Genomic DNA, 12,195 nt, shown 5'->3' with positions numbered 1-12,195 from the left:
CACGGGGGCCTCACCCCAGGAGGCGCGATGTTGCGGCACACACGACTGGCCGGGGAGACCGCGGAGTACCTCGCCGCCCGCGAAGAGCTGCGCCTGGCCGAGATCGAGCTCATGCGCCGGCGGGAGGAGGTCGCCGCTCAGCGCCGCGCGCTGCCGCCGGGGCCGCCCGTGGACGACTACACCTTCCTCGAAGGTCCGGCCGACCTCGACGCCGGCGACACCCCGGTGCGCGAGGTCAGGCTGAGCGAGCTGTTCAGCGCCCCCGAACGCCCGCTGATCGTCTACCAGTTCATGTACGGCAAGAAGCAGACCGACCCCTGCCCGATGTGCACCCTGTGGATCGACGGCTTCAGCGGCGTAGCCCACCACGTCACCCGCAACGCCGACTTCGTCGTCGCGGCCGCCGCCGACCCTCCCGTCCTGCGCCGGCACGCCCGCAACCGCGGCTGGCACGGGCTGCGCCTGCTCAGCTGCGGCGACAGCACGTTCAAGTACGACACCGGCAGCGAGGACGAGAACGGCGAACAGGACTCCACCGTCTCGGTCTTCACCCGCGACGACGGCACGGTCCGCCACTTCTACTCCACCCACCCCCGCATGGCCGACGACATCAAGGAACGAGGCATCGACCTGCTGACCCCGGTCTGGCACCTCCTGGACCTGACCCCGCGGGGGCGCGGCGACTGGTACCCGAGCATCGAGTACTGACCCCGCGCCCCGGCTCCGCCTCAGGCGCCGGAATCAGGCGTTCTTGATCGCCGAGATGTCGAAGTTCAGCTTGATCTTGTCGGAGATCAGCACCCCACCCGTCTCCAGTGCCGCGTTCCACGTCAGACCCCACTCGGAGCGCTTGATCTCCGCCTTGCCCTCGAAGCCCACGCGCTCGTTGCCGAAGGGGTCCTTCGCGGCGCCGTTGAACTCGAGGTCGATGGTGAGCGGCTTGGTGGTGCCCAGGATCGTCAGATCACCGGTGATGCGGTAGTCGTCGCCGCCGAGGGCCTCCGCCGAGGTCGAGCGGAAGGTCATCGTCGGGAACTCGTCGATCTTGAAGAAGTCCGCGCTCTTCAGGTGACCGTCACGGTCGGCCGACCCCGTGTCGATGCTCTCCATCTTGACGTCGATGGAGGCGGACGACGCGGACGGGTTGCCGCCGTCCAGGTGCAGTGACCCGCTGAAGTCGAGGAACTTGCCCTTGACGTTGGTGACCATGGCGTGGCGGACGGTGAAGCCGATGGTGGAGTGGGCCGTGTCGATCGTGTAGTCGCCGGTCAGTGCGGTCAGGTCGGTGTTCGCCATGACTGTGCTCCCTGAATGAGGATGTTGAACGTTGAACTACTCAACGGGAACGACCGTAGACCTATTCCCTTCGCGTTTCAACGTCATCCGCAAAGTGTTGGCGTGGTTACGCTGAGGTGGTAGATGCCCATGGCATGACCACACACCGCAGGGGCTCCATGAGACCCACCCGCAGAGCCGTGTTACTCGCGGCGGCCCTCCTGGCCGCGGCCGCACCGCCCGCCCGTGCCGTCGCCCCCGACCCCTACGACGCCCTGCGCCGCCGCTGGCTCGACCTCGCCCTCGGCACGGGCTACGACCCCACCGCGGAGCCCTACGCCTCCCGGCTCGCCGAGACCGGCGAACTCGCCCGCGCCGCCCGGGCCACCATGGCCCCCACCCCCACCTCCCTCTGGCCCGGCTACCCCTACGACCCGCCCTCCGGCATCACCCAGAGCTACGGCCGCCTGTGGACCATGGCCCGGGCCTACGTCCAGCACGGCACCGGTTCGACCGGCGACCCCGCCCTCCTCGCGGCCGTCCTGCGCGGGCTCGACCACCTCTCCGCCACGATCTACAACCCCTCCACCACCCGCTACGGCAACTGGTGGGAATGGCAGATCGGGAGCCCCCGCCTGCTGATGGACATCACGGCCGTCCTGTACGACGACCTCACCGATGCCCAGCGGGCAGCGGCCTGCGCCGCCGTGGACCATTTCATCCCCGACGCGATGCTCACCGACTACTCCGGCACCTCCACCGGCGCCAACCGGGTCGACCTGTGCCGCTCGGTCGCCCTGCGTGGCATCCTCGGCCGCGCGGACACCAAGCTCGCCCTCGCCCGCGACGCCCTCTCCCCGGTCTTCCCGTACGTCACCAAGGGGGACGGGTTGTACGCGGACGGCTCGTTCGTCCAGCACACCTGGGTCGCGTACTCGGGGACGTACGGACAGGTCATGCTCGATGGTCTCGGGCGCCTCTTCACGCTCCTCGCGGGATCGGCGTGGGAGGTGACGGACCCCGATCGGCAGATCGTCCTCGACAGCGTCGAGCACGCCTACATGCCCCTGATCCACGACGGGTTGGTGATGGACGGCGTCAACGGCCGTGCGATCAGCCGGGGTTACCTCAAGAGCGACGACCGGCAGGTCATGCGCAGCGACCACTTCCATGGGCAGGGCGTCATCGCGGCCGTCGCCCTGCTGGCCGGCGGGGCGAGCGCAGCCGAACGGGACCGCTGGTACGCGTACATCAAGGGCTGGATCGAACGGGACACCGTGACACCGATCCTGACGGCACGTCAGTTCGACGTCGCCGACCTGGCCCGGCTGCACGCGGTCGCCGCCGCGCCGGTCCCGGCCGCCCCCGAACCCGTCGGCCACCGCCTCTTTCCGGCGATGGACCGCGCCGTGCACCGCGGCCCGGGCTTCACGGCGAGCATCGCCATGTGCAGCGACCGCATCGCGTACTACGAGTGCGGCAACGGCGAGAACCCGCGCGGCTGGCACACGGGCGCCGGAATGCTCTACTGGTGGCCGAAAGGGCGCAGCGATCAGTACACCGACTGGTTCTGGCCGACCGTCGACTGGTACCGCCTCCCCGGCACCACCGTCTCCACCCTTCCCCTGCCCGACAAGGCGGGCGGCGAATGGGGCGCGCCCAAGCCGGACGTGCGCTGGGTCGGCGGCACGACGGACGGCGAGTACGCGGCCGTCGGCCAGCATCTCAAGGGTCTCGGCTCGACGCTTCAGGCCCGCAAGTCGTGGTTCTGCGTCACGGACGCGGTGATCTGCCTCGGCGCGGGCATCACCTGCACCGACGGCGTCCCCGTCGAGACCGTCGTCGACAACCGCAACCTGGGGGAGGGCGGAACGCAGGAGTTCGTACGGGGGAGGGGCTGGGCCCATCTGGAGGGCCACGGCGGCTGGGTCGTCCCCGGCGGCGAGCTGCACACCCTCCGCGAGGACCGCACCGGCGCCTGGTCGGACATCAACACCACCAGCACCACCCGGCGGGTCACCCGCCGCTGGCAGACCCTGTGGCTCGCCCACGGCACGGACCCCGCCGACGCCGGCTACGTCTACCTGCTCATGCCCGGTGCCTCCCGCCGGGCCGTCGCCTCCCGCGCCGCCGACCGCCACTGGCTGTCGCTCCTCGCCAACGACAGCTCCTGCCAGGCCGTCCATGTCCCCTCCCTCGGTCTGACGGCCGCCAACTTCTGGGCGCCCGGGACAGCGGGGCCGCTGACCGCCTCCGCGGCCGCCAGCGTCCTCGTACGCCGTCACCGCCGCACCGCTACCCTCTGCGTGAGCGAGCCACCCCGAACGGGTGAGCCGTTCGAGATCACCTGGAACCACCCGGTGCGCGGGGTGGTGCGGGCCGACGACACCGTCGAAGTCCTCGGTACAGGCCGCCGTACGACCCTCCGGATTACCCCAGGCGTGTCATGTGCGACTCACCGATGTGAGCTGGCTCTCAGCTGACCGCTTTGTGCGACCTCTACAAGCCGCACGCCCTCTGAGCAGTCGGAAGGCCTGCATGCCGCCACGGTTCTGTTCAGTGGCACCAGGAAAACGGGCCGGAGACTGTACGGAGTCGACGGCTCGCTTTCTCGGGTGGGCTTCGTAAGGTCACTACATGACCGTTTTGGATGAGGCGCCGGGTGAGCCGACGGACGCGCGCGGGCGAGTGGCCGAACTGCACGAGATCCGTGCGCAGGCACTGGCCGGCCCGAGCGAGAAGGCGACCGAGGCGCAGCACGCCAAGGGCAAGCTGACCGGCCGGGAGCGCATCGAGCTGCTCCTCGACCCGGGCTCCTTCCAGGAGGTCGAGCAGCTGCGCAGGCACCGTGCGGTCGGCTTCGGCCTGGAGGCGAAGAAGCCTTACACGGACGGTGTGATCACCGGCTGGGGCACGGTGGAGGGCCGCACGGTCTTCGTCTACGCCCATGACTTCCGCATCTTCGGCGGCGCGCTGGGCGAGGCCCACGCCACCAAGATCCACAAGATCATGGACATGGCCATCGCGGCAGGCGCCCCGCTGGTCTCCCTCAACGACGGCGCCGGTGCCCGTATCCAGGAAGGCGTCTCGGCGCTCGCCGGCTACGGCGGCATCTTCCAGCGCAACACCAAGGCGTCCGGCGTCATCCCGCAGATCTCGGTGATGCTCGGCCCCTGCGCCGGCGGCGCCGCGTACTCGCCGGCCCTGACGGACTTCGTCTTCATGGTCCGCGACACCTCGCAGATGTTCATCACCGGCCCTGACGTGGTCAAGGCGGTGACGGGCGAGGAGATCACCCAGAACGGCCTGGGCGGCGCGGACGTGCACGCGGAGACCTCCGGTGTCTGCCACTTCGCCTACGACGACGAAGAGACCTGCATCGCCGAGGTCCGCTACCTGCTCTCCCTCCTCCCGCAGAACAACCGGGAGAACCCGCCGCGGGTGGAGTCCACCGACGCGGCGGACCGCCGCAGCGACGTGCTGCTCGACCTGGTCCCGGCGGACGGCAACCGGCCGTACGACATGGCCAAGGTGATCGAGGAGATCGTCGACGACGGCGAGTACCTGGAGGTCCACGAGCGCTGGGCCCGCAACATCATCTGCGCACTGGGGCGCCTGGACGGCCAGGTGGTGGGCATCGTCGCCAACCAGCCGCAGACCCTCGCGGGCGTCCTGGACATCGAGGCCTCGGAAAAAGCTGCGCGTTTCGTCCAGATGTGTGACGCTTTTAACATCCCGATCGTCACCTTCCTGGACGTCCCGGGGTTCCTCCCCGGTGTCGACCAGGAGCACGGCGGAATCATCCGCCACGGCGCGAAGCTCCTCTACGCCTACTGCAACGCGACCGTGCCGAGGATTTCGCTGATCCTGCGCAAGGCGTACGGAGGTGCCTACATCGTCATGGACAGCCAGTCCATCGGTGCCGACCTCACCTATGCCTGGCCGACGAACGAGATCGCCGTGATGGGCGCCGAAGGGGCCGCCAACGTCATCTTCCGGCGACAGATCGCAGAGGCCGAGGACCCCGAGGCCATGCGGGCCCGCATGGTCAAGGAGTACAAGTCCGAGCTGATGCACCCGTACTACGCGGCCGAGCGCGGCCTTGTCGACGACGTCATCGACCCGACCGAAACCCGCGAGATCCTCATCCGCTCCCTGGCGATGCTGCAGACCAAGCACGCCGACCTGCCGTCCCGCAAGCACGGCAACCCCCCGCAGTAACCCAGCGGACCCTCCGCGACACCCTCGCGGAAACCTCTCTCACGGAGACTGAGACCTATGAACACCCCTGACATTCGTGTCGAGAAGGGCCACGCCGAGCCCGAGGAGGTCGCCGCCATCACGGCCGTCCTCCTGGCCCGCGCCGCGGCCGCCCCGTCCGACGACGCCCGGACCCACCGCGGCCGCGCCAAAGCAGGCTGGCGCCGCCTGGAACGCGAGGGCGGCTTCCGCGCCCCGCACAGCTGGCACTGAGCCGGTACGACACAGAAGGGCCCCTCCCGAACCGGGAGGGGCCCTTCTCGTACGTCTGCCTGCCGGAGGCAGCAGACAGGCCCCTCCGAAGAGGGGCCTGTCTGCAGGGGGTGCTAGCGCAGTCGTGCCATGAGGGCGTGCTCGACCAGGGTGATCAGCGCGCTCTTGGCGTCGGCCCGGTGCCGGGCGTCGGTGGTGATGATCGGGGTGTCCGGACCGATCTGCAGGGCTTCCCGGACCTCGTCCGGGTTGTACGGCTGGTTGCCGTCGAAGCCGTTCAGGGCGATCACGAAGGGCAGACCGCTGTTCTCGAAGTAGTCGACCGCAGGGAAGCAGTCGGCGAGACGGCGGGTGTCGACCAGGACGATCGCGCCGATGGCGCCCCGCACCAGGTCGTCCCACATGAACCAGAACCGGTCCTGACCGGGGGTGCCGAACAGGTACAGGATCAGGTCCTGGTCCAGGGTGATACGGCCGAAGTCCATGGCCACCGTCGTGGTGGTCTTGTCCCCGGTGTGGGTGAGGTCGTCGATGCCTGCCGAAGCAGACGTCATGACGGCCTCGGTACGCAGCGGGTTGATCTCCGAGACGGCCCCGACGAACGTGGTCTTGCCCACGCCGAAGCCACCCGCCACCACGATCTTCGCCGAGGTGGTGGAGCGGGAAGGACCGCCGCTAGAGCTTGCGAAGTCCACTGAGCACCCTTTCGAGCAGTGTCACGTCTGGCTGGCCGCCGGCGTTCTCGTCGCCGCCGGGCTGATGGATGGCGACCAGTCCCGCCTCCGCCAAGTCGGCGACGAGGATCCTGGCCACGCCGAGAGGGATCGTCAGGAGGGCGGAGATTTCCGCCACCGACTTGATCTCGCGGCAGAGGTTGCAGATCCGCTGATGCTCGGGCAGCTGGCCCTGCATCTGGTGCGGCTGCGCGGTGGTGTGCACCAGCGCCTCGATGGCGAGCTGGTAGCGCGGGCGGGTCCGGCCGCCGGTCATGGCGTACGGACGCACCAGGGGGTTGTTCGACGACCCTGCGGGCGCCGGCTCGGGAGCGCGTCGCTGCGGCTGCACGGGCTGGATACGCGGCGCCGGCGGCTGGTCGTACGGCGACGGACCAGGGCCCTGCGGACCCTGGGGCGCATACGGGTTCTGACGCCGCTGGCTCGGGGTGGAGGGGAAGTTGTAGCGGTTCGGGTTCTGGGAACCGCCGCCCTGGCCCTGGGCAGGGCCGTACGACCAGTTGCCCGAATTCGAACCGCCTGGGGGTGTTGCCACTCTCTTCTCCTCCTCCGACCGTGCCGGGCACCCAATCCCTGTGGAGCCGCGTCCCGAAACCTTACGGCCCCGGGACGCCAAAACGCACCGTCTGACTGTCAGTTGAGCAGGCTGCCCTGGAGCTCCGCACGAAGATCCGGTGTCAGGACCGTACCGGCACGGTCGACCAGAAGCGCCATCTCGTACCCGATGAGACCGATGTCCGCCTCGGGGTGGGCCAGCACCGCGAGCGAGGAGCCGTCGGAGATGGACATGATGAACAGGAATCCCCGCTCCATCTCCACAACGGTCTGGTTCACGCTGCCGCCCTCGAAGATGCGCGAGGCACCGGCGGTCAGCGAGGTCAGACCGGAGGCGACGGCCGCGAGCTGATCGGCGCGGTCGCGCGGAAACCCTTCGGACATCGCCAGAAGGAGTCCGTCGGCGGAGACCACCACGGTGTGGGACACCCCCGGGGTGTTGTCCACGAAGTTGGTGATCAACCAGTTCAGGTTCTGTGCCGCCTGGCTCATCGGGCTCACACTAACGCTCCTGGTTGTAGGTGCTGTCAGAACCGAAGCCCTGACCGTTCGTTTCACTGCCTGCGCCGGCGCTGCGTCCGCGCTGGACGCCCCGGCGCAGGTTGCTCAGCCTGCCCCGGACGTCCTCCGGGGCGCGGGAGACCTGTGGGCCGCCCTGGGGGGTGGTCTCGGCGGCTCCCTCGACCAGGTTGGCCTTGGGCACCCGCCGCGGCAGGCCGGAGGAGGTGACCCCGCCCGCCTTGGGCTTCCGGAGCTGCGAGGCCTGCTGCCAGCGCTCGTCGTTCGCCGAACGCCAGTCGCCGGTGCCATTGCCGTTGCTCTCCGGCTTGGGGGCCGGCGCCTCCTGGCTCACATGCCGTGTGCCGTTCGAACCGCTCGCACCGCTCGTGCCGTTCGCACCGCCTGCGAACGATCCGCGGCGGGGCAGTCCGGCGTCGGTCAGCGCGTGGGCGGCGGAAGAGGCCGGTCCCGGACGGTCGAAGCCTACGCGGTCCCGCTCACTCACGTCAGCGGCCTGCGCAGATTCCGTTTCCGGAGCGTAATCCGACGAGTAGCCGTTCTGGTAGCCGTCCTGCTGCGGCCAGTCGTCCTGCTGGCGGCGCTCCTGGAAGGCAGGGAAGGACTCCGGGGCGGAGGCGCGCTCCTCGCGGACCGGTTCCGCATACGAGGGCTCGGGGTAGCCGCCGTTCGACGAGAACGTGTCGTTCTGCGGAAGCCCGCCGTTCGGCGCGTAGTACGGCTCGTCGTACGACGGGCGCTGCGCCGGCTCGTCATACGCGGGGCGCTGGGGCTCCTCGTACGGAGTCTGCTGCGGCTCGTCGTAGGCCGGGCGCGGGTCGTAGCCGCCGGGCTGCTGCTCGGGGAAGCCGCCGAGGCCGTTGTCGTAGGACGGCTGGTCGAACGCGTCGGCGTACGGGGTCTCGGGGGACTCCTGGGCCGGCTGGTCCTGCGCCTGGGCCTCCAGGGCCGCACGGCGCTCCTCGCGCATCAGCGAGCGGCCGACGGGGTCCAGCTCGCGTATGTCGTCCGGGATCTCGGAGTAGCGGCTGTCGTCGAACCCGAGCTCCGCGGCCGTGCGCATCGGCAGGCCGTTGTTGAAGTCCTCACCCTGGTAGCTCTGCTCCGGGATGATCTGCGAGACCGTGAACTCGTCGCGCGGCTGCTGCTCGCCGCCACCGCCGTGGGTGATCGCGTCCGGCAGCATGACCAGCGAGGTGGTGCCCGCCTGCTCGCCGGAGGGGCGCAGCTGGACGCGGATGCCGTGCCGGTCGGACAGCCGCCCGACCACGAACAGGCCCATGCGCTGGGATATCGCGGCGTCGACGGTGGGCGGGTTCGCGAGCTTGTGGTTGATGTCCGCGAAGTCCTCGGCGGTCAGGCCGATGCCCTTGTCGTGGATCTCGATCATGATGCGGCCGTCGGGGAGACGGGTCGCGGTGACGCGGACCTTGGTCTGCGGGGAGGAGAACGTCGTCGCGTTCTCCAGGAGCTCGGCGAGCAGGTGCACGAGGTCGGTGACCGCGCGGCCGTGGATCTCGGCCTCCGGGACGCCCGACAGCTCGATGCGCTCGTACTGCTCCACCTCGGAGGAGGCGGCGCGCAGCACGTCGACCAGCGGGACCGGCTGGTCCCAGCGACGGCCGGGCTCCTCGCCGGCGAGGACCAGGAGGTTCTCGCCGTTGCGGCGCATACGGGTCGCGAGGTGGTCCAGGCGGAAGAGGTTCTCCAGCTGGTCCGGGTCGGCCTCGTTGTTCTCCAGGTCGGTGATCAGGGTCAGCTGGCCCTCGATCAGCGACTGGTTGCGGCGCGAGAGGTTGGTGAAGATCGCGTTGATGTTGCCACGCAGCAGGGCCTGCTCGGCGGCGAGCCGGACCGCCTCTCGGTGGACCTGGTCGAAGGCGCGGGCGACCTCGCCGATCTCGTCGCGGGTGTTGATCGGGATGGGCTGGACGCGGGTGTCCACGCGGCCCGGGTCGGTGCGCGAGAGCTGGTCGACCAGCATCGGCAGCCGCTGCTCGGCGATGCCGAAGGCGGCGTTGCGCAGCTGGCGCATCGAGCGGGACATCTGGCGGGCCACGGCACCGGCCAGGATGAACGCCAGGAGCAGGGCGACGACGACGGCGGCACCCGTGATGAGGGCGTCACGCTTGGCGTTGTCGGCGATGTCCGAGGCCTCGTTCACGGCCTTGTCGGCCATGTCCGACTGGATCTTCCGGTAGACGTCGGCCCGGAGGGTGGTGACCCCCCACCAGTTCTCCGCGGTGATGCCCTGCGCGGCGAGCGCGGCGCGGTCGCTGGTGTCGGTGGACTGCAGTGCCGAGAGGTACGCGACCATCTTCACCGGGTCGGGCGGCGGCACATACGTCTGGTTGTTGGCTGCTGCCTGCGCGGCGGCCTGCTTGGCCTGGGCCACACCCTCGGCCTTGGCCTTCGCCTCGAGGTCGACGAGCTTCTGCGCGTCCGCCTCGGTGCCGCCCGCCTTGTACTCCTCGATGGCGATGCCCTCGAGGTAGGCGTAGGAGGAGAGGGCGACGCGCTGCTTGGCGAGGTCGTCCTTCTTGGGGCCGGGGCTGACCAGCAGGTGCATGCCGATCGACCGCTCCAGGGACAGGGCGGCCTGGGTGAGCGAGATGGCGTAGACGGTCCGGCCGTAGCTGGTGATGTTGCCCGTGCCCAGGCCCAGCTCGTTGGCGAACTCCATTAGGGGGTGGGCGACGCCGACGTAGCCCTCCTCGGTCTCCACTCCGTGGGTCTTGGAGGAGTACGCGATCGCGCGCAGGGTGGCCAGCTGCGGCTCGGCCTGGCGGAACAGCTTGAGGCGGCGGAGCAGGCCGGACTTCTGCGGCATGTTCTGCGCCGCCGCGTCGAAGGCGTCGGCCGCGTCGTCGGTGGCCTTGCGGGCCGCCTCGATCGTCGCCTTGTCCTTGGCGGTGGCGCTCCTGCCCTTGAGCAGCGGTGCCGCGGTGATGTCGCGCTCGTTGTTCACCGCGTTGGCATAGGTCAGGGAGGCCCGCACCAGCCGTGCGGTGTTCTCCGCGTCCTGCGCCTCCTGCCAGGTGTCGATCGAGCTCTTCACCTGGAAGCCGCCCATGACGAGCCCGACCGTCACGGGTATGAGCAGGATCGCGTTCAGCCGGGTCGGCACCCGCCAGTTGCGGGGGGAGAAACGACCGCCGCTCGGAGCGGGTACGGCCGTCGGTTCCGAACCGGGCACAGGGGCGGGCGCCGCTCCGCGCGGCGGCGGGGTGAAGTTGCCCCGGGCCGACGGCTCGGGACCGTTCTTGCTTCGCCTCACTCGACCAACAACCTCTCGGCGGCGGGCACCAACGTTGTGCCGCAGTGTCTCAGAGCCCAGTACGCCATTGAGTACGCAGTACTACCGAGTACGTCTTTGACTATTGGGCAGTTCAGGCATTCCAGCACGACGGCCTGCGCTCTTCCAAACAGTGGAAAGCGAGGATTCCGTGTGATGTAAGCCCCAGATAAAACGGTCATAAAGAGCGAGCCCCGTCAAAAGACGGGGCTGATGTGAGCGCAGCGAGACCGTTTGGCAACGACGCGTGGCCGTTCCACCCGATTCCTCTGCCGAAACGTTATGAACACCGGGGCCGACCGTGTCAAAGGCCACAGCCGGCTCCGATGCGTCTACGACAACTGTCGTACGGCATGGCTGATTTGGGTGTTATCTCAGCCGTGCCATGAGAGCGTGCTCGACCAGCGTGATCAGCGCACTCTTGGCATCCGCGCGGTGCCGGGCGTCCGTCGTGATGATCGGCGTGTCCGGGCCGATCTGCAGCGCCTCGCGCACCTCCTCGGGAGCATACGGCTGGTGCCCGTCGAAGCCGTTCAGCGCGACGACGAAGGGCAGGCCGCTGTTCTCGAAGTAGTCGACCGCGGGGAAGCAGTCCGCCAGGCGCCGGGTGTCCACGAGCACCACCGCGCCGATCGCACCGCGTACCAGGTCGTCCCACATGAACCAGAACCGGTCCTGACCCGGCGTACCGAAGAGGTACAGGATCAGGTCCTGGTCCAGGGTGATACGGCCGAAGTCCATGGCCACCGTCGTGGTGGTCTTGTCCCCGGTGTGCGTGAGGTCGTCGATACCCGCGGAAGCGGAGGTCATGACGGCCTCGGTGCGCAGCGGGTTGATCTCCGAGACGGCGCCGACGAACGTGGTCTTGCCCACGCCGAAGCCGCCCGCCACCACGATCTTGGCGGAGGTGGTGGCACGACTCGGTTCAGAGCTTGCGAAGTCCACTGAGCACCCTTTCGAGCAGGGTCACGTCCGGCGCACCGGTCGTCTCGTCGCCACCAGGCTGGTGGATGGCGACGAGCCCGGCCTCGGCCAGGTCCGCGACAAGGATCCGGGCCACGCCCAGCGGCATGGACAAGAGCGCCGACACCTCTGCGACCGACTTCACCTCACGGCACAGGTGGCAGATGCGCTGGTGCTCCGGGAGCAGCCCCATGAGTGCTGCCGGGTCGGCCGTGGTGCTGATCAGCGCCTCGATGGCCAGCTGATAGCGGGGCCGGGTCCGGCCACCGGTCATCGCGTACGGACGTACCAGTGGCTGGTCGCCCTCGTCCTCGTACGGCTCCGCGTACGGATCATGAGAGGCGGTGGGCGGGGTCATGAATCCTCCGGGCGGGACAGCAA

The 12,195-nt window shown here is 69.3% G+C and carries 11 protein-coding genes; 4 read left to right on the top strand and 7 right to left on the bottom strand.

Annotated features, from left to right (window positions below; translation table 11 throughout):
* Positions 1–27 precede the first annotated feature (27 nt).
* The gene (locus tag ACFY1E_RS23575) at positions 28–708 is read left to right on the top strand and encodes a DUF899 family protein (RefSeq protein WP_389079064.1); all 681 of its coding nucleotides are present in this window, start codon (positions 28–30) and stop codon (positions 706–708) included.
* A gap of 33 nt (positions 709–741) precedes the next feature.
* Here ACFY1E_RS23575 and ACFY1E_RS23570 read toward each other — a convergent pair whose 3' ends face one another.
* Positions 742–1,296: a YceI family protein gene (locus tag ACFY1E_RS23570; protein ID WP_389079063.1), complete on the bottom strand. Its 555-nt coding sequence runs from the start codon at positions 1,294–1,296 to the stop codon at positions 742–744.
* Between the two features lie 158 nt (positions 1,297–1,454).
* Between ACFY1E_RS23570 and ACFY1E_RS23565 the strand changes: the two genes are divergently transcribed.
* The 3 genes from ACFY1E_RS23565 (at position 1,455) to ACFY1E_RS23555 (ending at position 5,748) form a co-directional block, all read left to right on the top strand.
* Positions 1,455–3,758, top strand: coding sequence for a polysaccharide lyase 8 family protein (locus ACFY1E_RS23565; protein WP_389079060.1), 2,304 nt, complete (start codon positions 1,455–1,457; stop codon positions 3,756–3,758).
* 154 nt (positions 3,759–3,912) lie between these two features.
* Positions 3,913–5,496: an acyl-CoA carboxylase subunit beta gene (locus tag ACFY1E_RS23560; RefSeq protein WP_389079058.1), complete on the top strand. Its 1,584-nt coding sequence runs from the start codon at positions 3,913–3,915 to the stop codon at positions 5,494–5,496.
* 57 nt (positions 5,497–5,553) lie between these two features.
* Positions 5,554–5,748: an acyl-CoA carboxylase subunit epsilon gene (locus ACFY1E_RS23555; RefSeq protein ID WP_389079055.1), complete on the top strand. Its 195-nt coding sequence runs from the start codon at positions 5,554–5,556 to the stop codon at positions 5,746–5,748.
* A 113-nt stretch (positions 5,749–5,861) separates the two neighbouring features.
* On the opposite strand, the gene ACFY1E_RS23550 is transcribed toward ACFY1E_RS23555, so the two are convergent.
* From ACFY1E_RS23550 to ACFY1E_RS23525, 6 genes are all read right to left on the bottom strand, one after another.
* Entirely contained in the window at positions 5,862–6,443 is a 582-nt protein-coding gene (locus tag ACFY1E_RS23550) for an ATP/GTP-binding protein (RefSeq protein WP_026248371.1), read from the bottom strand.
* Positions 6,424–7,017 carry a DUF742 domain-containing protein gene (locus tag ACFY1E_RS23545; protein WP_115905690.1) on the bottom strand — a complete coding sequence of 198 codons (594 nt, stop codon included), beginning with the start codon at positions 7,015–7,017 and terminating at the stop codon, positions 6,424–6,426. The genes ACFY1E_RS23550 and ACFY1E_RS23545 overlap by 20 nt, the downstream gene beginning before the upstream one ends.
* Before the next feature lie 98 nt (positions 7,018–7,115).
* Entirely contained in the window at positions 7,116–7,529 is a 414-nt protein-coding gene (locus tag ACFY1E_RS23540) for a roadblock/LC7 domain-containing protein (RefSeq protein WP_004983065.1), read from the bottom strand.
* 10 nt (positions 7,530–7,539) lie between these two features.
* Positions 7,540–10,833: a nitrate- and nitrite sensing domain-containing protein gene (locus ACFY1E_RS23535; protein ID WP_389079053.1), complete on the bottom strand. Its 3,294-nt coding sequence runs from the start codon at positions 10,831–10,833 to the stop codon at positions 7,540–7,542.
* Between the two features lie 387 nt (positions 10,834–11,220).
* Positions 11,221–11,796 carry an ATP/GTP-binding protein gene (locus ACFY1E_RS23530; RefSeq protein ID WP_115905688.1) on the bottom strand — a complete coding sequence of 192 codons (576 nt, stop codon included), beginning with the start codon at positions 11,794–11,796 and terminating at the stop codon, positions 11,221–11,223.
* Entirely contained in the window at positions 11,777–12,172 is a 396-nt protein-coding gene (locus tag ACFY1E_RS23525; protein ID WP_030943001.1) for a DUF742 domain-containing protein, read from the bottom strand. Before ACFY1E_RS23525 ends, ACFY1E_RS23530 begins: the two co-directional genes overlap by 20 nt.
* Positions 12,173–12,195: the final 23 nt, after the last annotated feature.

The sequence above is a fragment of the Streptomyces sp. NPDC001604 genome (assembly GCF_042893475.1).
In the GTDB taxonomy this organism is placed as follows: domain Bacteria; phylum Actinomycetota; class Actinomycetes; order Streptomycetales; family Streptomycetaceae; genus Streptomyces.
Note: the sequence above shows the minus strand (reverse complement) of the source record. Positions and strands in the feature narration are given on the sequence as shown.

What these genes read in the sequence shown, in the direction of transcription:
- ACFY1E_RS23575 (WP_389079064.1), top strand. Translation starts at nt 28, where the DNA reads ATGTTGCGGCACACACGACTGGCCGGGGAGACCGCGGAGTACCTCGCC.
- ACFY1E_RS23565 (WP_389079060.1), top strand. Translation starts at nt 1,455, where the DNA reads ATGAGACCCACCCGCAGAGCCGTGTTACTCGCGGCGGCCCTCCTGGCC.
- ACFY1E_RS23555 (WP_389079055.1), top strand. Translation starts at nt 5,554, where the DNA reads ATGAACACCCCTGACATTCGTGTCGAGAAGGGCCACGCCGAGCCCGAG.
- ACFY1E_RS23540 (WP_004983065.1), bottom strand. Translation starts at nt 7,529, where the DNA reads ATGAGCCAGGCGGCACAGAACCTGAACTGGTTGATCACCAACTTCGTG.
- ACFY1E_RS23525 (WP_030943001.1), bottom strand. Translation starts at nt 12,172, where the DNA reads ATGACCCCGCCCACCGCCTCTCATGATCCGTACGCGGAGCCGTACGAG.
- ACFY1E_RS23560 (WP_389079058.1), top strand. Translation starts at nt 3,913, where the DNA reads ATGACCGTTTTGGATGAGGCGCCGGGTGAGCCGACGGACGCGCGCGGG.
- ACFY1E_RS23570 (WP_389079063.1), bottom strand. Translation starts at nt 1,296, where the DNA reads ATGGCGAACACCGACCTGACCGCACTGACCGGCGACTACACGATCGAC.